The sequence below is a fragment of the uncultured Corynebacterium sp. genome (genome assembly GCF_946998835.1).
Classification (GTDB): Bacteria; Actinomycetota; Actinomycetes; order Mycobacteriales; family Mycobacteriaceae; genus Corynebacterium.
In genome coordinates this window covers 40,537-60,020 of sequence record NZ_CAMQAZ010000015.1, presented here as the reverse complement: position 1 = coordinate 60,020, position 19,484 = coordinate 40,537, and the positions used below count along the sequence as shown (strand labels likewise).

General features: G+C 58.2%; 19 protein-coding genes. 7 read left to right on the top strand and 12 right to left on the bottom strand.

Annotation, left to right across the window (positions count from 1 at the left end; genetic code table 11):
• Positions 1-219: 219 nt before the first annotated feature.
• On the bottom strand, positions 220-1,455 hold the full coding sequence (locus Q0U90_RS06780; RefSeq protein ID WP_297452835.1) for an MFS transporter: 1,236 nt from the start codon (positions 1,453-1,455) through the stop codon (positions 220-222).
• A 271-nt stretch (positions 1,456-1,726) separates the two neighbouring features.
• On the opposite strand from Q0U90_RS06780, the gene Q0U90_RS06775 reads away from it, so the two are divergent.
• A complete protein-coding gene (locus Q0U90_RS06775; RefSeq protein WP_297452833.1) occupies positions 1,727-3,292 on the top strand; it encodes an NYN domain-containing protein in 1,566 nt (521 codons plus the stop codon).
• Between the two features lie 177 nt (positions 3,293-3,469).
• Here Q0U90_RS06775 and Q0U90_RS06770 read toward each other — a convergent pair whose 3' ends face one another.
• Positions 3,470-4,360, bottom strand: a complete 891-nt coding sequence (locus Q0U90_RS06770; RefSeq protein WP_297452831.1) for a PspA/IM30 family protein — start codon at positions 4,358-4,360, stop codon at positions 3,470-3,472.
• 160 nt (positions 4,361-4,520) lie between these two features.
• Between Q0U90_RS06770 and Q0U90_RS06765 the strand changes: the two genes are divergently transcribed.
• Positions 4,521-5,798 (top strand): serine hydrolase, encoded by a 1,278-nt coding sequence (locus Q0U90_RS06765; protein WP_297452829.1) that lies wholly within the window; start codon positions 4,521-4,523, stop codon positions 5,796-5,798.
• 7 nt (positions 5,799-5,805) lie between these two features.
• Here the strand turns inward: Q0U90_RS06765 and trxA are convergent, their stop codons facing one another.
• The 10 genes from trxA to Q0U90_RS11645 all read right to left on the bottom strand — a co-directional run bounded on the left by trxA (position 5,806) and on the right by Q0U90_RS11645 (position 15,718).
• The gene (gene trxA, locus Q0U90_RS06760; RefSeq protein WP_297452827.1) at positions 5,806-6,186 is read right to left on the bottom strand and encodes a thioredoxin; all 381 of its coding nucleotides are present in this window, start codon (positions 6,184-6,186) and stop codon (positions 5,806-5,808) included.
• A gap of 142 nt (positions 6,187-6,328) precedes the next feature.
• Entirely contained in the window at positions 6,329-7,177 is an 849-nt protein-coding gene (locus Q0U90_RS06755) for a fumarylacetoacetate hydrolase family protein (RefSeq protein ID WP_297452825.1), read from the bottom strand.
• Between the two features lie 107 nt (positions 7,178-7,284).
• Positions 7,285-8,430 carry an acyltransferase family protein gene (locus tag Q0U90_RS06750; protein ID WP_297452823.1) on the bottom strand — a complete coding sequence of 382 codons (1,146 nt, stop codon included), beginning with the start codon at positions 8,428-8,430 and terminating at the stop codon, positions 7,285-7,287.
• A 145-nt stretch (positions 8,431-8,575) separates the two neighbouring features.
• Positions 8,576-10,168, bottom strand: coding sequence for a replicative DNA helicase (dnaB, locus tag Q0U90_RS06745; RefSeq protein ID WP_297452821.1), 1,593 nt, complete (start codon positions 10,166-10,168; stop codon positions 8,576-8,578).
• A 695-nt stretch (positions 10,169-10,863) separates the two neighbouring features.
• The gene (rplI, locus tag Q0U90_RS06740; protein ID WP_005511982.1) at positions 10,864-11,316 is read right to left on the bottom strand and encodes a 50S ribosomal protein L9; all 453 of its coding nucleotides are present in this window, start codon (positions 11,314-11,316) and stop codon (positions 10,864-10,866) included.
• Between the two features lie 100 nt (positions 11,317-11,416).
• Positions 11,417-11,983 (bottom strand): single-stranded DNA-binding protein, encoded by a 567-nt coding sequence (locus Q0U90_RS06735; protein ID WP_297452819.1) that lies wholly within the window; start codon positions 11,981-11,983, stop codon positions 11,417-11,419.
• Positions 11,984-12,105: 122 nt separating this feature from the next.
• Positions 12,106-12,393: a 30S ribosomal protein S6 gene (rpsF, locus tag Q0U90_RS06730; protein WP_005511978.1), complete on the bottom strand. Its 288-nt coding sequence runs from the start codon at positions 12,391-12,393 to the stop codon at positions 12,106-12,108.
• A 311-nt stretch (positions 12,394-12,704) separates the two neighbouring features.
• Positions 12,705-12,896 (bottom strand): hypothetical protein, encoded by a 192-nt coding sequence (locus Q0U90_RS06725; RefSeq protein ID WP_297452817.1) that lies wholly within the window; start codon positions 12,894-12,896, stop codon positions 12,705-12,707.
• Positions 12,897-15,335, bottom strand: coding sequence for a transglycosylase domain-containing protein (locus Q0U90_RS06720; RefSeq protein ID WP_297452815.1), 2,439 nt, complete (start codon positions 15,333-15,335; stop codon positions 12,897-12,899).
• Positions 15,336-15,346: 11 nt separating this feature from the next.
• On the bottom strand, positions 15,347-15,718 hold the full coding sequence (locus Q0U90_RS11645) for a DUF5318 family protein (RefSeq protein WP_366516640.1): 372 nt from the start codon (positions 15,716-15,718) through the stop codon (positions 15,347-15,349).
• Positions 15,719-15,973: 255 nt separating this feature from the next.
• Here Q0U90_RS11645 and Q0U90_RS06715 point away from each other — a divergent pair, with 255 nt between their 5' ends.
• The 5 genes from Q0U90_RS06715 (at position 15,974) to Q0U90_RS06695 (ending at position 19,427) form a co-directional block, all read left to right on the top strand.
• Positions 15,974-17,059, top strand: a complete 1,086-nt coding sequence (locus Q0U90_RS06715) for an inositol-3-phosphate synthase (protein WP_297452813.1) — start codon at positions 15,974-15,976, stop codon at positions 17,057-17,059.
• A 42-nt stretch (positions 17,060-17,101) separates the two neighbouring features.
• Positions 17,102-17,245: a hypothetical protein gene (locus Q0U90_RS06710; protein ID WP_297452811.1), complete on the top strand. Its 144-nt coding sequence runs from the start codon at positions 17,102-17,104 to the stop codon at positions 17,243-17,245.
• A 104-nt stretch (positions 17,246-17,349) separates the two neighbouring features.
• On the top strand, positions 17,350-17,841 hold the full coding sequence (locus Q0U90_RS06705; protein ID WP_297452809.1) for a MarR family transcriptional regulator: 492 nt from the start codon (positions 17,350-17,352) through the stop codon (positions 17,839-17,841).
• 171 nt (positions 17,842-18,012) lie between these two features.
• Positions 18,013-18,945, top strand: a complete 933-nt coding sequence (locus Q0U90_RS06700) for a universal stress protein (RefSeq protein WP_297452807.1) — start codon at positions 18,013-18,015, stop codon at positions 18,943-18,945.
• Positions 18,946-19,025: 80 nt separating this feature from the next.
• Positions 19,026-19,427, top strand: a complete 402-nt coding sequence (locus Q0U90_RS06695) for a hypothetical protein (RefSeq protein WP_070851539.1) — start codon at positions 19,026-19,028, stop codon at positions 19,425-19,427.
• Positions 19,428-19,484: the final 57 nt, after the last annotated feature.

Sequence of the window (19,484 nt, the reverse complement as noted above, 5' to 3'; positions counted from 1 at the left end):
CCAACCAAACACATAAACCGCCTGGCCGCGCTGACCTCCAGATACATTACACACAGGCCCAGATTAAAGCGAATCCCCTGATAGACCTATGAAAATGCGCCACTCAAGTTAACTCCGTACGCCGATTCAGAGCCCTCCCATAGCTAGGTCACTACTAGTCAACGACTCAAATAGGGCCCGACTACTCAGTCAAAGCCCCACCACTTCGACAGACCTGAGTTACTGAGGCAAAGCCATCTTGCTACCTGCGAGTCGTCGCCAAGCGGCGGCAGACGCGACCCCCATCAACGCACCCGCGCCGAGAAAGACGCTGCCCGCGCCCAGCGCGGCAGCACCCAAACCAGCGACCGGCGGCAGGATCACCTGCGCCAGGCGATTGCCCATCAGCCGAATGGAAAGAGCCTGTGCGCGGACATCGGCATCCACCAAGGAGCTCACCCATGTCATCGACATCGGCATCACAAATCCCCACGCCAAACCACAGATTCCAACGGCAATAACCATGAGCCACGCGCTACCAAGCCACGGCATGGCAAGAAGAGGCAGGACACCTGCGCACACTGCAATAATCAGGACACGGTCACGGTCGGCGCGGCGCAGTACGGTCGGCATGAAAGCGCGAGAAATGATTGCAAGACCGCTGCGTGCGCCGAGGATGGCCGTCACTTCGGCAACGCTGAAGCCCAGTTCACGGCCCAGCACAGGCACATATGCCGTCAACAGGTCAATGGCGACGATGACCGCAATTGATACAGCCATGGCGCTGGTCATCCCGTCGATACGCAGGATGTTGAGGACCGACGAGTTACCAGCTTCGCTTTGCGACGGCGCGGAAGACGCAACACTGCTAGCCGCTTGTACTTCGGCGGCTGCGCTCGCTTCGTGCCGTCGATAAGCGGTGGCGACTGGCCAGCCGATGACCAGGGCGAGCATGCCGATTCCCGCCATTACCCAAAGTGCGGGAGTGGTCGCCGTGCTGGTCGTGCTGTCATGGTTAGGCGTGAACAAACCCGCGCCGACGATGCCGAGGAACTGACCAACAGAGATGCCGAGAGTGAAGTAGGCAAAGAGACTATCCAGGCCGGCGACGCCACCACGCAAATGCGAAACCATGCCCTGAGCGGCAATCAGCGTGGTCATATGGGCAAAACCCAGAGCGACGTAGCCGAGCAAAAGGATTGATAAGTTCGGCGAGAGCGCCATTACTGCCGTGGCGACGACGGTGGCAATAAGGCCGGAGTACATGACTTCGGTGGCGCGGCGGCTGTCGACAAGCTTGCCTGCGGGAAGCGCGATAATAAGAGGTACAAGTGAAAATGCGGCAGTGAACCAACCGATGGTGGCGGCGGAACCGCCGAAGTCGAGGACTCGCCAAGAAAGCAGCACGCGACCGCCGTTGAAAACCGCTTGCCCCATCACGGTAATGAGAACCAAAAGGCCGAACCAGCGTCTCATACCTCTTTATAACTTCCCTTCTCCTGTGTGGTCGCGCTCGTCGAGTGTCAATTCCTCCGCATTTCTCTGCACGTCAGCCCCACATCGAGCGGTTTTCTCGCGACGACTCGCACGCCCGCCGACCCGCGCAGAGCGGTCACAGTGATGCGGCTTATTAAGAATAGTCCCTGAAGTTAAACATGTTTAGGGCATAGAATGAATTATTCGGGCATCCTTGTCGATGTAACCGGTTTGCTTAATTTAGTTAATAAAGAATCAGGAATTAGGAGCCATGCTTGAACGCACATTGGTGTTCGTCGATACGTCATATTTATTGGCGAGCTTTTACAACTCGTGGGAAACCGGAGCCCGCGGGCAATTAGAAATCGACCTTAGAGAAGTAGTTAGTGTCCTTGACCGAATGATTAACCAGCAGCTGAACCAGCCAGTTCAGCGGCAACTTTGGTACGACGGCATCCCGGAGTCGGGGCCGCATCGTTACCAGCGCTCGCTGCGCACTATCGATGGTGTTCAGCTGCGCGCAGGTCAACTCATTGAATGGGGCGACCGGCGGACGCAGAAGGCCGTCGATACGCGCTTGGTTGCCGACATGGTCGTCGCCGGCCTGCGCAATCAGGTTTCCGATATCGTGCTGGTCTCGGGCGATGCGGACATGCTGCCCGGTGTCTCGGAGGCATCGGCCGCCGGAGTGCGCGTGCACCTCTACGGCTTCGGCTGGGACTCCATGTCCGGTGCGCTTCGCCATGCCTGTGATTCGACGACAATCCTCGATCCTCGTGAGGACTTCGCCGATGCCATGCAGCTCAACGTTCTCGAAGGACCGATCCCACCGGTCGCCCGCACGAATAAGCCGCTGGGCGATGCCGAACCCATCGAAGATCTCGGCGCCACCCGCGTGCCGGATACGCGCATCACGCCTCCGGGCGAGGGCTCGCTTGACGACGGCACGGAGACCACTCCCTCCTCTGCCGACGGTGACACTGCCACATCGGAGGCCAACACTCCGGAGGTGCCGCAGGACCAGCGCGTTGTGCCCTCCCCCACAGCGGCCAGCGGCTCTGACTGTCGTAGTGAAGACAATGCCGCGGCCACACCGACTGCCAAGGCTGACTCACCGAAGTTCAACGAGGTCGAGCATGCAGCCAAGATGGGTGCCCGGGAGATTCCGGCGCAGGCTGAGCACCGCGCTGAGGTAGAACGCACTGGTGGCGCTGAGGCTGCGCAAACGGCGCCAGCGGCCTCGGGTGTTTCGGGTACCTCGGGTGCCTCGGGTGCCTCCCCATCCCAGCCAACTCAGTCGACCCAGCCAAGTCAGCCAACTCAGCCATCGCCAGCGGCTATGCCCGGCGCGACGACTGAAACCGCTAGAAACACTGAGAACAGTGGCGGGGCCGAGAATGGGGACACAGCTGGCAATGCAGGGTCGGCGGCGGAGTCGTCGGCAAGCGAAGGCAGCGTCAGTGAGAGCACACCAAAGCCAAGCCCGCGCCCGAACCCGTCGATGATGGCACCGCGGAGGAAGCTGCGCAGTCGGTATGTGCCCCTGCCGAACGAGGTGTGGGCATCCGCGGGGTTCCAGACGCCGTTCGATGTGGGCCAGCAGTATGCGAACTGGTGGTACGAGAATATTGCGACCGAGCAGGCACGCGATAGCGCCCACTTGCTCTCCGGCGGTGGACTGCCGCCGGACATTGATCGTCCGCTGCTGCAGTTTGCGTGCGAGACTCTGCACGAATACACGCTGACGGAGACGCAGCGTGTCAATCTGCGCGATGGTTTCCACGCGGGTATCCGTGGGGTTCTGCTCGCCCGGAAGAACGGCAAGCTGGAAGAGTAGCGCGGCTAGCGGTCTGGTCGATGCTGTCGGCGCCAAAGGCGCTGTTGACGCGAAAAAGTGTCGGGGTTTATAGCAGTTTATGGCGGATTTTCCCGCTCACACTGCTATAAACCCCGACACTTTCTTGTTTGGTTTCTTGTTTGGTGGCCACTGGTGGCCGTCGGTAGTCGGTTAAGGCTACTTCGCGTCGTCTACATCTGCCGCAGTGTCTGCCGCGGTATCGGTTGCGCTGCCCGCTTCGGTGTCGGTGGTATCCTCAGCGACCTCTGCATCCGCGCTATCCTCAGCGGACTCCAGCTCACCTGCGTTGCCCTTCGCGGCAGCACCGGACTCGAGGGCGGTGTTCTCGTTATTCATCTGGGCGCGGATCTCAGCCAGGCGCATATTGGCAGCGGCATCGCGAGTGGAGGTCTCAATCTCGGCCATACGACCTGCCTGTGAGGACTCCGCGAGCTCCTGGGCACCCAGCGCATTGGCGTAGCGGCCTTCAATCTTCTCACGGACCGAATCCAGGGTCGGCACATTCGGATTTTCAGAAATTCCCTGCATACTCTGAAGAGTCTTCGATGCAGTCTCCTGCATCTTGGCCTGATCCGCCTGCGACTCAAGCTTGCGAATATCCTGCTTAATCTGCTCGTAGCGAGCCTGTGACTGCTGCGCCTGACGCTGTGCCTCCTCAGCAGCAGATACGGCCTGCTGGTGGAGCTGCGTGGTGTTCTCCAGCTCCTTTTCCACATTCACCAGCTGCGTGGCAAACACCTCCGCGGTGCTTTCCATCTTCTGCGCAGTTGCCTCATCCCCCTTGGCGCGAGCCTGATCCGCATTAGCGAGAGCCTGGCGGGTGTTCTCAGTAATCTTGTCGCGCTCGGAGGTCAACCGACCAAGCTGCATCTCCAGCTGATTGCGGTTGCCGATAATAGCCGCCGCCTGACGCTGAATCTCCTGATGACGCTGGCGCTCAGCCTCAGCAGCCTGTGCAATCTGAACTTTCGGGTCCGCGTTGTCCTCAATCTTCTTGTCGAATGAAGACATCATGTACTTCCAGCCCTTAGCAAATGGATTAGCCATGCAAATCCAACCTTCCTCAAATATGCGGCGTAAGTTAACAGAACCGAGAAAATTCCATCTTTTCAAAAATTGTACGTGAGCTGGCTCGCTCTCTCTCGATAAACAGAATGAGCTAGTTGACGGCGAGCGCGACTCGCACAGAGTTGTAGACTCTCTAAACATGGTTCATTGCCCTAAACGCGCGCACCGTGGAATCGCCGCGAGTCTCGCCGCGGTTATTACTCTGTCAGCCACTGCACCGCTGGCAAACGCGACAGCCACAGCAAACGCTGATACCACCGGCACCGATGCATTTCCCCAGGTAGTCTTAGCATCGCCATCCTCGACCGAGCCCACTAAGCCGTCCGACGCAAAAACCAAGAAGACCCCTGAAAAGGCCTCTGAAAAAACCACGGAGAAGACCCCGGGCAAGACCGCTGACAAGTCGGCGGAGAAAACCGCTTCAACGACATCGGAAAAGTCCTCCACCAAGCCGTCGAAAAGCACTGCGAAGAGCAATCCGAAGAAGTTTCCACCGATTGTGCCCGGAGCCAAAACCCAATGGGGTCAGGATGTGCAAACGCGGCTCGACGAAGTGACCGAGAAGTTCGACGATAAGGGCGGCATGCTCGGCATGGGCATCCTGGACCGCCAGACCGGTGAGTTCATCTGCAATTCGCATTGCGACGATAAGTTTCGGCTTGCCAGTCTCATGAAGGTGTTCGTCGCCGACGTTGTGGCCTACTCCAACTACACGCCACCTAAGAAGGGCGAAATTGTTGCCGGCAAGGGCGATATGCCAGTCGAGGGCAACCCCGATGCCATGCTGCGCGATGACATGATTCGCTACTCCAACAACGAGGCGACCGACGCGCTGTGGGATGCCTACGGCCAAACTCGCATCGTTGACAATGTTCGAGACCGCTATGGCCTGTCGGATAAGACTGTCGGCTCGCCTATGTGGGGAGCCACCACCAGCACCCCGGCCGACATGGTCGCCTACTTTGACCGCATGCTGAGCGAAAAGGGCGGACTGAGCCACACAGAGACCAGATACATGCGTCAGCTGATGTACTCGCTACCGCGATACTCTTACGGCGATGCGGACCAGAACTTCGGCCTCCGCGCTGCACTGCCGAAGGAAACCATCGCAAACAAATCCGGCTGGTACGAAGAGCAGCACACCACCGCCGGCTTCTTAGGCGACAATGACCGCTACGCCATCGCTGTTCTAGGCAAAAACCTGACCGCTGACGATCTCACCGAAGCCGTCAAGAACGTATTCCCAAGTGGACAGGTGCTGCCAAAAAATGAGAAGGAAACAAAGCCCACCTACACCAGCATGCCCCTTTCGACTGAGGAAGACTCGAACTCAGTCAATCCAGCAGTGTGGGCACTAATGGCCGCAATCGTGGGCTTTGGCCTCGGCTGGCTCATTCGCAGCCAGAGCGCGGACTAGAACAGAATTACTCGGCGGCGCTGTCTTGTGCCGCCTGCTCGGCGATCTGCGCACGGACATCATCCATGTTCAGCTCCGACGCCTGGCCAACCAGATCACTCAGAGCGGTCTCCGGCAGCACACCGGAGTGCTGGAACAGCAGGATTCCCTCGCGGAAAACAAACAGCGTCGGAATCGACTGAATACCCAGAGCTGCCGAAACCTCCTGGTTGGCATCGGTGTCCAGCTTCGCGAACACTACCTCCGGGTGCTTCTCCGATGCCTTCTCAAAGATTGGAGCGAACTGGCGGCACGGACCGCACCAGGATGCCCAGGCATCAACGAGCACAATGTCGTTGTTCTGAATGGTCTCAGCGAAAGTCTCGTTCGTAATATCAACAGTTGCCATGGGACTAACTCCTCTTACTCTTTAATGTCGCGTTCTAAATTCACGTTTTTTACGTAGGTTTTTACCCGTTAGTTCCCCACAACGCACGCGGGGGTCGATTCATTCCCGCGGGGTTCGCGGAAACGTCGTAAAGCGGCGTGTTTTAGTGATTGATGCGGACGGTGTTGACCTGTTTGCCCAGGCCATCGATGGTAATGACCATCTCCTGGCCGTTTTGAAGGTATGTCGGCGGATTCATGCCGTGGCCGACGCCCGCAGGAGTGCCCGTGGAGATGACATCACCCGGGTTGAGCTGGACGAACTGCGAAATGTAGGCGATCAACTTCGCGGGGGAGAAAACGAGATCGGCAATTGGTGCATCCTGACGTAGCTCCCCGTCAATGTACGTGCGCACGCGAGCCGAATCCGCGTCGAAGGCATCAGCAGTGAGCATCCACGGACCGAAAGCGCTGGCACGCTGCAACGTCTTGCCCTGCAGCCACTGCTCGGTGGCGTACTGGAAATCGCGCTGCGTGAAGTCATTCATAATCGCATACCCAGCGATAGCCTCCTCGGCCTGCTCCTCCGACACCCGCAAGCACGTCTCGCCGACGATAACTGCGAGCTCACCTTCGTAATCGAGCTTGTTGGCGCTGGCCTCCGGCACTCGGATGTCATCCTTTGCGCCGGCCACGGCATCAGCAAACTTCGCGAACAACGTCGGCACCTCAGGGCGCTCGTGCCCCATCTCATCGATGTGGGCGGCGTAGTTCAGCCCGACGCAGACAATCTTGCCCGGGCGCGTAATCAGTGGCGCGAACGCCCACGCACTCTCCGCCATGACGTTGTCAGGATTGCTCCCCGCCTCCGCCAGGAGTTCTTCCGCTTCACGACGCCACCCTGGCCGCGCTAACACATCCCCGAGACAGTGGTCATCGAAAAGGACCGCTACGCCGTCGCCGAGAACAGCGGCGCGCGTTCCACCCTGGTGTCGCAACGTTGCTAGACGCATGGCTCTCTCATTTCCCCGTGGTTATTCTTTTTCTCACTACTGCGGCCTGATTATCTCCGCCTCCACGCTACCGCCTTGGCGAGCCGAGTTAGGAAGCAGGTTCGCCCTTAGGGGCGCGCGGGGCTGCGCTGAAAGACCCGTTGCTCCGGCGTTGTCATGCGCACAACCCACGCCGGGCGGGCGAAGAGCCAGCCGGCGCCAATGGCGAGCAGAAGCCGGTGCAGACCCAGACACAGCACTGCCGCGATAATGGTCACCAGCGGGGTCATGATGACCAAGTGCGGGTCACTCGGCAGGATGAGGTCGAAAACAATCATGACCACAACCAGCATGGGAATGTGCATGAGGAAGATGGGCAGCGTTCGGCCACCTATCTTTTCAAAAGGTACGACCAGGCGAGTGTTCTGCAGCATCGCCATAACATTAATTGCAGCCAATGCGCCAGTGGTGGACAGGTACACGCGGGTGAAGCCAACGTTGCCATCGTTAAAGCTGGAGTAGGTGACCTGCACCCAGATTGCCACCGCCAGGAACGCCGTCAGTGTCACAAGCAGTGAGAGGCCGCTGCGACGCTGTGCCATCCGGAAGATCCAGGGCGCACCATACATGCCCAGCACGTAGAAGAACAGCATCTTGCTGACGAAGTCCCACGACCAGCTGGATGACGCAAAAGGAGCCCAGGCGCTAATGAGGCCTGAAACAATCAGCTGAATCGCCGGATGTACCCACCGGAATGCTCGTGTGAGGATTGCAAACAGCGCCAGGGCCCACAGGAACCACAGGTAGGATGTCGGCTCGATAGTTGCGTGAAGAGTGTTGTAGATACGCGGGCCCCACGCGCTCCGGTCCGTAATCGGCGGCGGATACACAATCCCGTCCGCATCCACATGCGTATACGGCATGAGGAAAAGCACCAGGTCACGAAGTGGCACCCAGATTACATAGAGATAGACCATCACCCAGATTCGGCGATTGGCCAGCTTATGCCAGGACTCTTTGAGCGCCTTGCCGGCAAACAGTCCCGACAGCAGGAAGAATAGCGGCATGCGGATGGGTCCGAGGAAGAAGTTGAAACCCGCCCATTGCGCCGTGTAGTAACCGTGCGCCTGCAGCTCGGTGATGGCATGGCCGAGCACGACGAGGAGGATGCACAGCCCCTTGGCCGCATCTACCCAGCCGACGCGCTGCTTCGGTGCGCGTTTCTGGCTTTTGGCTTTGGCCTCCGCTGCCACGGGAGCGGCAGTTGATGACATAGTGCTTCCCCGCTTCCCGACGACTCCGCGTAACCCTCAATAATCCGTAAAACCCTGTCAACGCACGAAAACTCGCTCCGCTGACTGCCACTCACCTTACCTAGCCACCCGAGCTGCACTAATTTTGGGTGGCTAGGCCCGCTGACTAGAGTGAACCGCTGGGCTCCTCAGCGAGGTTCGCGAACCTGGAGTAGTGCAGCTGGTGGGCCACTGCAATACTTCCGGTCGGTCCACCACGGTGCTTCGCGACGATAATGTCCGCCTCACCAGCACGTTCATGGTCAGCCTCTTGCGAGTCCGGCCGGTAGATCAACATGACAATATCGGCATCCTGCTCCAGCGAACCCGACTCACGCAGGTCCGAGACCTGGGGCTTCTTATCCGTACGGGCTTCCGGGCCACGGTTCAGCTGTGAGATTGCAATCAGCGGCACCTCTAGCTCCTTCGCCAGCAGCTTCAGCTGACGGGAGAACTCCGAGACCTCTTGCTGCCTTGACTCGACCTTCTTACCCGAGCTCATCAGCTGCAGGTAGTCGACCACAATCATCTTTAGATCGTGCTTCTGTTTCAGCTGACGTGCCTTCGCGCGAATCTCCATCATGGTCAAGTTCGGCGAGTCATCAATAAACAGCGGGGCGTCCCGAATCTTGTCACCGACCTCGACCAATTTGGTCCAGTCTCGTTCATCCAGGTCACCGGAACGCAACGATGCCATGTTGATCTTCGCCTCGGCGGACATGATGCGCATCATGATTTCATTGCGCGACATTTCCAGCGAGAAGATAGCACTGGTCATACCGTTGCGGATGGATGCCGAACGCATGAAGTCCATCGCGAGCGTGGACTTACCCACACCCGGGCGGGCCGCGATAATCACCATCTGACCTGGATGAAGACCGTTGGTCAGCTTATCCAGGTTGGTAATTCCCGTCGGCACGCCCTGCGCCAGACCGCCGTTTTGGGTAATGAGATCCAGTTCTTCCAGCGTGTCATCAAGGACATCGGCAATGGGAACGTAGTCATTCTTCGTGTTCTCGCGACCGACGCTGAAGATGAGTTGCTGTGCCTCATCCACCAGCTGCTCCGGCTCCGTATCCTCCGCACCCGCATAGCCAATTTGGGCAATTTTCGTGCCGGCCTCCACAAGACGCCGAATTGTGGCCTTCTCTGCGACAATGCGCGCGTAGAACTGCGCATTCGCCGCTGTGGGCACCAGCGAGGCCAACGTGTGCAGGTACAGCGGGCCACCAATGCGCTCCAAGTCGCCAGTACGGTCCAGGCGCCCTGCCAGCAGAATGGGATCGATCTCCGATGACTCACCGTAGAGGTGCAGAATCGCCGAATAGATGGTCTGATGCGCCGGCCGGTAGAAATCCTCCGGTGTCAGCTGTTCATATACATCCGCGACGACCTCGGAGTTCAGTAGCATCGCACCGAGCACGCTCTGCTCTGCCTCGATGTTGTGCGGCGGCGTGCGCTCAAAGGTCGCCCCAGCTACGGCACTCGCACGTGCGCCACGTCCACGGTCTCGCTCCCAGTCCCGAGTCCCGCCCCCGCTTGACGACGCTCCGTTGCCCGAGCTTTGTGAAAACGAGTACTCCTCCGGTGGCGCATCCTCTACCGGTGGTTCCGGTGGCAAGGGAATGTCATCGAAGGAATCGTCGTGGGAATTCACCGCGAAAGAAGATCCTTCCTCCCCTGCCCCGGCTTGATCACCATCACCTACAGGCTGACTCATTGTGAGCTGCTCCTCCCCTTCTGAACCACTTTGGCGCTTGTCCAACCGCCGACATGTAGGACCCTGACTATCTACCGCAGTTATACCCGCTCGGCCGGATTGACGGACCTGTAAAAGTACCCTCAAAAGCAGCGGAAGACAATCTTCTGACTACTTTATCCCCGAAGTTATCCACAACTCCTGTGGATAAACCTGGGGAGAACGTGTGCACAAGCAGGAAAAGCCCAGGTGAACTACCGGTAACCCTAAACTCTCACTTGAGGGTTAACGGGGGTGGTTCATATTTGCCCTGGTCAAGAATCTTCTTCCCAGGTCAGGCTGCATTTTCTTGAAACTCTAGCGAATTCAGGAATGAAGAGCCGCTGTAACATCAGTACTGCTCACGCGGGTGTTATTAACGCTAAATTAATAAGACTTTTGTGGGCTCGAAAAAAGTTATCCACGACGGGTGCATAAGTTACCCACAGGTTTATCCACAGGAATCGTCGTTAAGCTGTGGAGAACTACCAAGGGTCTGCCGCGGCACCTGCGTAAAGAGCCTCAAACCGGCCTAAAACCACGAAAAGCCCCGACCTCTCACTACGAAAGATCAGAGCTTCACGTGTGCTGTTGTCATTGGGCCTCGGAGCCCGCGCACATCTTTTAAACGCAGGACTCGTCGGCCGCCGTCAAAGTAAAAACTTTAAACCGCGAAATTACGCGGCGACGACCTGTACGGAAACATGCGCGGTGATCTGCGGGTGCAGCGCGATGTCAACGGTGTGCTTACCAAGGGACTTAATCTGGCTCGGAGCAAGCACGACTGCGCGCTTGTCGATAGCCTGACCGGAAGCCTTACGAACTGCATCGGCGATGTCACCCTTGGTGACAGAACCGAACAGCTTGCCATTTTCCGAAGCCTTCACAGCAACGGAGACGTTGTCGAGCGAATCAATCTTCTGCTTGACTTCACGTGCATGGTCGAGGTCGCGAATAGCGCGAGCCTCCTGGGCACGACGAATGCCCTCGATCTGCTTTTCTGCGCCGCGGGTGGCAACAATTGCCAGTCCACGAGGAAGCAGGTAGTTACGTCCGTAGCCGGCCTTGACCTCAACGATGTCGCCTGCGACACCGAGCTTGTCAACGTCGGCGGTGAGGATCAGCTTCATGATCCCTGCCTTTCGCTGGATATGTCTTTAAAAGATTTTGAGAATTGTGGATGCTAAATCTGCTGCAAACTAGTCACGTAGTGCCGTGGCTGGAAGGAGCTTAGAACGGAGGCTCATCGCCGCCGAAGCCACCACCGGCCGGAGGAGCTGAATTCCACGGATCTTCCGCAGGGGCTCCGCCACCAAAACCGCGATCGCTCTGTCCACCCTGATTGCCCTGGTTACCGCCAAAGCCACCGCCGAAACTGCCGCCGGCATTTCCACCCTGGCCGCGATTACCGCCACCAAAGTTTCCACCGCCATTGCGCGGAGTGCGCGTGACCTGAGCTCGAGCGAACTTCAGGGACGGACCCACCTCATCGACCTCAACCTCGAAGACAGTGCGACGCTCGCCCTCACGGGTCTCGTAGCTGCGCTGGCGCAGACGACCCTGGACGATGACGCGCATACCCTTGGAGAGACTCTCTACAGCGTTTTCCGCTGCCTCACGCCACAGGCTGCAGGTGAGGAACATGCCCTCGCCGTCAACCCACTGGCCCTCTCGATACACTCGCGGAGTCGACGCGACGCGGAAATTCGCCACGGCGGTGCCGTTCTGGGTGTACTTGAGCTCTGGGTCAGCAACCAGGTTGCCAACCACCGTGATTTGTACGTCTCCCTGAGCCATGCTTTTTCTCCTCGGTTGAATTCTGTCGAGCTGATGATGGGGGCTTTCGCCCGCTATCCTACGGCTTTCGCATTCCCGGCGTGCCTCATTCGAGCACTACGGATTCGCGATTACGGCGCAGATTAACGATCAACCCGCAGCACCTTGGTGCGCAGGATGCTGTCGTTCAGATTCAGACGACGGTCGAGCTCCAGCACGGTTGCGGACTCGCAGGTGAGGTCGACGACAACGTAGATGCCGTCTTCCTTCTTCTCGATCGGGTAGGCGAGGTGGCGCTTACCCCAGATGTCCACCTTCTCCACCTTGCCGTTCTCCTTGCGGACAACGTCGAGGTACTTCTCCAGGGACGGGCCTACGGTGCGCTCATCCTGAGACGGATCGATAATAATCATTACTTCGTAGTGACGCACGGACCTCATCACCTCCTATGGTCTAGTTCTTGTATTTCGGCTACACAGCGTGGTGTGCTGGCACTATCTTTCATGCCAACCGCTATGCAGCAGGAGGATCGTTGCGTCAAGCAACCCTGCCAGGGTACCGCAGGCAGATGTATATGTCCTAATCGCAAGTGCCGTCGGCAAGCGGAGTTGGCCAGCAGGGTTGGTGCGTCGAAAAGAAAAGAGACGCACACAGGTCTACTACGTGCGTCTCGTGAAAGTGTGAAGTTATCGTGCGAGCAGTGGGCAGCCACGTCCTAGCAGCTGACTGCCTATCCTGCGTCCTACATTGACGTGGAGGAGGCGTGCGTCAACGCGATAATCACCGGGATGACCGTCGCGAAGAGGAAAGCCGCAAGACACAGAGCCCAGATAATCGCCGGCTTCCACTTCTGCATGAAGCCCCAGAAAGCGGTACCGAACATCAGGAAGCCAATCGCGACACAGACGATGGTGAAAATTACCCAGCTATCCATTTACTGACCACCCTCGGGGTTACCTGGATCTCCGCCGCCCTCATTTCCACCACCGGGAACTCCCGGAAGCGGAATCGGCAAGAGATCGGCAATTCCACCACCATTGCCACCCGGGAATGGCGGCGGACCAGGCTGCTCCGCAGAGGACTCGGGCGTCGACTCCTCGGTCGCTGACTCTTCGGTAGTTTCCGAGGTACTGCTCTGCTCAGAGTCACTGGTCGACGACTCCTGGTACTGCGGCGCGCCCGCGACTCCCCCGACTGGCTCCGGCTTAGAGAAGTACTCAAAGTCCTTACTAGCCAGAGCGTTGTCCATCGTGTACTTCCACAAATCGCCCGGGGTCTGAGCACCATACATGATGCCACCGCTGGAGTTGTACAACGCCGAACCGTCGACGTTGCCGACCCACACCGCAGTCGACAGCTGCGGAGTCGAGCCAATCATCCACGCATCCTTGTTCAGACCGGTGTCACCCAACTGCGTGGTACCGGTCTTAGCTGCCGACGGACGGCCACCACTCAGCGGCTTGTTGCTGTAGCCAGCAATCGGCTGCATGGCCGAAATCACGTTGGTCGCCACTGCCTTGGAAACCCGGCGGTCACCATTGTCAGCATTGGCCTCGTACACAATCTCGCCCTTGGAGTTCTCGACCTTCTCCACGAAGTGAGTCTGCTGGTAGACACCGTCATTTGTCAGAGTTGCCAGACCAACGGCCATATCCAGCGGACGCGTGAGGTACTGCCCCAGAGCAATACCGTCCTGCGAGTGACCATTGTCATCCATCAGCGTCTTTTCAATCCCCGGGAGGGACTCAGCCACACCCAGGCGGTGCGCCATCTTGGCGGTGTCATCCGGACCATTCTTCAGGTCACGCTGCAGGCGAATGAATGGAGTATTCAACGACTGCTTCAAGGACTCATAGATTGGGAGAACACCACCACCAGCGCCTCCGGCGTTGTACAGAGTGACGTTACCGGACTGGACGGGTGCCGAAGAGTACTGCGCGGTCAGTGGAATGCCCTGATCGAGCGCTGCCGCCAGGGCGAAAATCTTGAAAGTAGAACCGGTCTGCAGCCCACTGTTGGCGTAGTCCCAACCAGTCGGATCATCGCCACCGTAGTAAGCGCGAACAGCACCGGTCTTCGGCTCCACCGAAACGATTGCAGCACGCATGCCGGTTGACTGGTCGATGTAGGTCTCCATCGCATCCAAAGCTGCCTGCTGAACCGTCGGGTCAATGGTCGTCGTAATGCGCAGACCACCAGTGTTGACCTCCTGCTCGGAGATACCTTCGCGCTCCAGCTCAGCCAGCACCTGGTTCTTAATCATCGCAGCCGCGCCCGGTTCCGGAGCCTGCTTCGGCGCCAGCGCCGGGTCGATGGTCTCCGGATACTGCATACCCCCGCGGTCCTGCGGCGAAATGATGTTCATCTCCACCAGACCATCGAGAACGTAGTTCCAGCGGTGCTCCGCCTCCGGACGATTCGTCCACGGATCCAGAGCGGACGGACGCTGAATCGAGGCCGCCAGAACCGCGCCCTCTTCCACATTCAGCTCGCCGACTTCCTTGCCGAAGTAGGCCTTCGACGCAGCAGCAATGCCGTAGGCGTTACGACCGAAGTAGATGGTGTTGAGGTAGGCCTCAAGGATTTCATCCTTGGTCCACTCACGGGCCATCTTCGCCGACATCACCAACTCTTTAGCCTTACGAGTCAGTGTGCGTTCATTGCCCACCACGGCATTCTTGACGTACTGCTGCGTAATAGTCGAACCGCCACCGGCGCTGGAGTTACCAGTCACCAGACCGAGGGCCGCACGACCATAACCGGTCAGCGAGAAACCGGGGTTGGTGTAAAAGTCGCGGTCCTCAGCTGCCAGAACTGCATTGCGCACAGCATCCGGCACCTGGTCGATAGTGATATTGCTTCGGTTACCACCCTCCGGAACAATGCGGGTGATTTCCTTCTCGCCAGTGCGGTCATAAATCACCGCAATCTGGCTATTGGCCAATTCCTCTGGTTCTGGCACGTCCGTCGTCGCGTAGGCAACACCAAACACAACGACCGGCAACAAAACCACCAACGCCACGGCGAGAGCGAGCCACGCTATAATCCGCCGCTTGGTATCGACGGACTGTTCATCTTGCGCCATCGGGTCTTCCTCTTCATGGTCATCTGGGGCGCCCTGCCCCTCCGTCGGCTCCGATTCGCTTACCGACGTCATTTCCGAATCGGTAACCGGATTCTCCTTATAGTCACCGACTGAAGCTACATCTATGTCGTCGCTGAAGTCGTCGTCCAGCGATGCATCATCGGAGCGTGCATGCGTGTTGAAGGAGTCAGCGTCCGGCTGATCCCACCACTCGCCTGATGAATTAGACCCCTGACCCTCGTGAGGGTTATTAGGACCGCCTGGGTTATCGGGTCGATCATTGCTCACGGGTGCTCTCCCTAGTTTTCTGACTCTTCTCGAGCTGCCTGAAGTGTCCGGATCAGGAAACTCCACTTGCACCCGAGGCACACCTCAACTTCTTTGACGGTGCACGAACCATACTCATTAACTATTGCGGATAATTCGTTTTCAGTACAAGCAGAGCCCGAACGACGGCCCAAATTTTCTCCGAATACCCAGAATACGAGCCGGAGGTCCGATTTGCGACATACCGGGCACTCTTCCTGGGACTTTCTGCCGTGAAACCGCGCAGCGGCGACCAATCGAGCATCGGCATCGCAGAGTGATTTCCGTGAAATCTCCCCTGCGCGCCACTGCTCCAATAACTGCTTCTTGAGCAAGGAGTGATCAATCTCGCCCTGCCATGTCATCACGAGGACAGATTAGCAGGTGCGCAGACGCGGATTTCACCCCCGCTTGATCGGTAAACACGTGCCCCCTAGCGGTGTGGACATCGGCAAGAAACGCATAAAGGTATAACGTCACGCTCGTTACCTCGCTCGATGCGTGCACCCGCTCACGGACCCCCACCGCAGGTGCTGGGCCCTGACTCGGGGCCCTGGTTCGAGGTCCCCACAGTGCGAGGTCAAAGCCTCCGAGCACAGACTTTCAAGGAGAAATACCAAATGAGTTCAATTCGCGTCGCTATCGTCGGCGTGGGCAACTGCGCCTCCTCCCTGGTGCAGGGTGTCGAGTTCTACCGCGATGCAAAGCCGGACGAGACCATCCCTGGCCTCATGCACGTCGTCTTCGGCGACTACCACGTCTCCGATGTCGAGTTCGTCGCAGCTTTCGATGTTGACGACAAGAAGGTCGGCAAGGACCTCTCCGAGGCCATTGTTTCCTCCGAAAACTGCACCATCAAGATTGCTGATGTCCCCACTCTCGGCGTTGAGGTTCAGCGTGGCCCGACCCTCGACGGCGTCGGCAAGTACTACGCGGACACCATCGACGAGTCCCCGGCGGAACCGGTCGACGTTGTCCAGGCCCTGAAGGATGCCAAGGTCGATGTCCTGGTCTCCTACCTGCCGGTTGGTTCCGAGCAGGCCGACAAGTTCTACGCACAGTGCGCCATTGACGCTGGTGTAGCTTTCGTCAACGCCCTGCCTGTCTTCATTGCCTCCGATCCGGAGTGGGCCAAGAAGTTCGAGGACGCCGGTGTTCCAATTGTCGGCGACGACATCAAGAGCCAGGTCGGCGCAACCATCACCCACCGTGTCATGGCGAAACTGTTCGAAGACCGCGGTGTCCGTCTCGAGCGCACCCTGCAGCTCAACGTCGGCGGCAACATGGACTTCAAGAACATGCTCGAACGTGAGCGCCTTGAGTCCAAGAAAATCTCCAAGACTCAGGCCGTGACCTCCAACCTCACCGGTCCGCTCGCTGGCAAGATCGATGACCGCAACGTCCACATCGGCCCGTCCGACTGGGTGGACTGGCTGGATGACCGCAAGTGGGCCTACGTCCGTCTCGAGGGCAAGGCCTTCGGCGAGGTGCCGCTGAATCTCGAGTACAAGCTGGAGGTCTGGGACTCCCCGAACTCTGCCGGCATCATCATCGACGCTGTTCGCGCCGCCAAGATCGCCAAGGATCGCGGTATCGGCGGCCCGGTCTACGCCGCTTCTTCCTACCTGATGAAGTCCCCGCCGAAGCAGCTTGCCGACGACGTTGCGCGAGCACAGCTCGAAGCCTTTATCAAGGGCGAAGACTAAACGGACTAAACGCTAAAGACGCGCCACAACGCCAATGCGCCAATGGCTACCTGCGAAGTAGCCATTGGCGCTTTTGCGCTTTTCTGCCTAGTTGACCGCGACGAAGTGGAGCACGCTGTGCTCGTCGTAAAGCTGTCCGCAGATTTATCGCGCCGTACTGAGTTTTTGCGTAAGAACCGAGGGTAACTATCTGATTTTATTGCCAAAATCAGCAGTTGTAGAAAAATAACTAGCACCCCAAATAAATTTCGTATTGGCAACTAGCACTGTTCGCATATAACATCGTCGCTATGACTTTATCTTCGGGCTCGCTTGGCACCCCTGATGCCATTACTCCTCTCGCGCTCGCTGAGCGCATCCGCCCTCTTCTAACTCGCGCCGAACTGCTCTACAGCCGCCGCTCCTCGGAGTCCCAGCTCAGCCGCGCACAGCTGTCCATCATGATGACTCTGGAGACACTGGGCGCCTGCCGTATCAGCCAGTTGGCTGAGGCAGAGGCCATCCGCATGCCCACCGCCTCCAATGCGGTGCACCACCTCGAGGTTGCCGGCATGGTCGAGCGGGTCCGCGACAGCAAGGACCGCCGTGGTGTTCGAGTGGAATTGACCGACCGAGGCCGTGAAGAGCTGCACCGCGTTTCCGAGGAACGCAACCAGCAGATGGCTGAGATGTTCAGCACCCTGACTCAGGAAGAGCTGGAATTTGGCGCTGGTCTTGAAACGATTCTGTCTAAGATCCTCGACAACTACCCAGAGCACCCGAAGACAAACCCGGGCATCTAGCTCCTTTTCGCTCTGTTTTTCAGCTAACCCTTGCGCGGTTTACGCTCCGCAGGCAGGACACATAGCCTTTAGGTTTTATAGTCGGCGTTTTATATATGCCGACTTATCCACGTAGGCTATTAGCCAGAAGCACCACTTGGATATTTCTGGTTAATCACAGGAGGATTAGCGATGGCTTCCCGCCCGCTTCGTATCATGATTGCGTGGCGTCCAGGCGAATACGGCTCTGAAACACTGGCCTACGCTGCCTGGTTAGCTCGCACCACTAAGGTGCAAATTCGCGTCGTAAGCGCACTTTCACGCGGCTGGCCGCTGACCTCACTGGCCCGGTTGAGCACCAACGACTCCTGGGTTGCCAACGAGACCGAGTCTCTGCAGAAGATCATCAAGGATGAACTGAAACTTGCGGGTCTGCGCAAGGGCATGCTTGACGACGATCCTGTGCGGATCATCGAGTCCTCCAGCGAATCCACGACTATCTGTAACGAGGCCGAAGAATTCGAAGCCGATGTAGTTCTACTTGGCACCCGCCGAAGTAATACCAAGGATTGGGCCGCCAAGAATCGCAGTCGCTTTACTGCGGGTTCCACCTCAGATGCGCTGCTGCATTATTCACCAATTCCGCTGGGGCTGGCTATCCCAGGCGCGAAGCTCTCCAAGCACGGTGTCACTCGCGTCAGCATTTGTTACATCGACACCCCGCAATCGCACCACGCGTTGAATAAGGCTGCTGACCTGGCATATCGCTGGGAAGTTCCACTGCGCCTGGTGTCCTTTACACCCCGCGGTGCGACCATGTACCCCACGGAGAACGGCTATGGCCCGTCCTCCGACTTGATGATTGAATGGCGCGAGCAGGCCATGGGGCTACTCGATCGCGGTATCGACCGTGCGCATACCCGTTACCCAGATTTGTCCATTGATTCAGAAGTGGCCTCCGGCAACGGTTGGGAAGAGGCCATTCAGTCCATCAAGTGGAAGAAGGGGGACCTGCTCGTCTTGGGCTCGTCCACGCTCGGCCCCTTTGGACGAATTTTCATCGGATCGTCGACCAACCACATTGTTCGCCACAGCCCGGTGCCAATGCTGATTACCCCAGCCTAATTACTCCGGCCTAATATGGCAGGCACATCAAATGGCATTAGTACGGTATTAGTACGGCATTTTAGAGGCGAGGGGAGCAGATGGTAGACAACACACCTGAGCGCGATGAGGATGAACTCTTCGACGAGCTTGAGCGCAAGATGTACTCCGGCAAGCGCGCCTATGTCTACACCGCAGGCGTGATTCTTACGACCCTGCTGGCGGGCCTCATTATTGGTATCGCCGGCGCAATCGTCGGTGGCCCCACCTGTGATGCGGGCAAGTCTAGCTTCATCTGCTCACGCACTTGGGAGATTCTCTTCCCGGTTGTCCCAGGCGTAATCTCCCTGGTCGGCTGCCTTTTGGGCTTCTGGCAGACCTACGTGGAGTGGAAGAACTTCCGCAACTGGCGCCCGTGGCTGGCCATGTGCTGGGTGCTCATGCCTTTCACTTTGATGTGGATGGTCTCCACATTCGGTGTCCTTATCCTTGGCGTGAAGTAGGGGTAAGAGGCGGCCAGCCTCGGTGCCACCCTCTTGAGGTTTTTGCAAGAAAGCCTC

Coding starts and splice junctions, on each gene's coding strand:
- Q0U90_RS06755 (WP_297452825.1), bottom strand. CDS start 7,177: ATGCGTCTAGCAACGTTGCGACACCAGGGTGGAACGCGCGCCGCTGTT.
- trxA (WP_297452827.1), bottom strand. CDS start 6,186: ATGGCAACTGTTGATATTACGAACGAGACTTTCGCTGAGACCATTCAG.
- Q0U90_RS06750 (WP_297452823.1), bottom strand. CDS start 8,430: ATGTCATCAACTGCCGCTCCCGTGGCAGCGGAGGCCAAAGCCAAAAGC.
- Q0U90_RS06700 (WP_297452807.1), top strand. CDS start 18,013: ATGGCTTCCCGCCCGCTTCGTATCATGATTGCGTGGCGTCCAGGCGAA.
- Q0U90_RS06770 (WP_297452831.1), bottom strand. CDS start 4,360: ATGGCTAATCCATTTGCTAAGGGCTGGAAGTACATGATGTCTTCATTC.
- Q0U90_RS06695 (WP_070851539.1), top strand. CDS start 19,026: ATGGTAGACAACACACCTGAGCGCGATGAGGATGAACTCTTCGACGAG.
- Q0U90_RS06765 (WP_297452829.1), top strand. CDS start 4,521: ATGGTTCATTGCCCTAAACGCGCGCACCGTGGAATCGCCGCGAGTCTC.
- rplI (WP_005511982.1), bottom strand. CDS start 11,316: ATGAAGCTGATCCTCACCGCCGACGTTGACAAGCTCGGTGTCGCAGGC.
- Q0U90_RS06725 (WP_297452817.1), bottom strand. CDS start 12,896: ATGGATAGCTGGGTAATTTTCACCATCGTCTGTGTCGCGATTGGCTTC.
- Q0U90_RS11645 (WP_366516640.1), bottom strand. CDS start 15,718: ATGACATGGCAGGGCGAGATTGATCACTCCTTGCTCAAGAAGCAGTTA.
- Q0U90_RS06710 (WP_297452811.1), top strand. CDS start 17,102: ATGGCTACCTGCGAAGTAGCCATTGGCGCTTTTGCGCTTTTCTGCCTA.
- Q0U90_RS06705 (WP_297452809.1), top strand. CDS start 17,350: ATGACTTTATCTTCGGGCTCGCTTGGCACCCCTGATGCCATTACTCCT.
- Q0U90_RS06775 (WP_297452833.1), top strand. CDS start 1,727: ATGCTTGAACGCACATTGGTGTTCGTCGATACGTCATATTTATTGGCG.
- Q0U90_RS06715 (WP_297452813.1), top strand. CDS start 15,974: ATGAGTTCAATTCGCGTCGCTATCGTCGGCGTGGGCAACTGCGCCTCC.
- Q0U90_RS06735 (WP_297452819.1), bottom strand. CDS start 11,983: ATGGCTCAGGGAGACGTACAAATCACGGTGGTTGGCAACCTGGTTGCT.
- Q0U90_RS06780 (WP_297452835.1), bottom strand. CDS start 1,455: ATGAGACGCTGGTTCGGCCTTTTGGTTCTCATTACCGTGATGGGGCAA.
- dnaB (WP_297452821.1), bottom strand. CDS start 10,168: ATGAGTCAGCCTGTAGGTGATGGTGATCAAGCCGGGGCAGGGGAGGAA.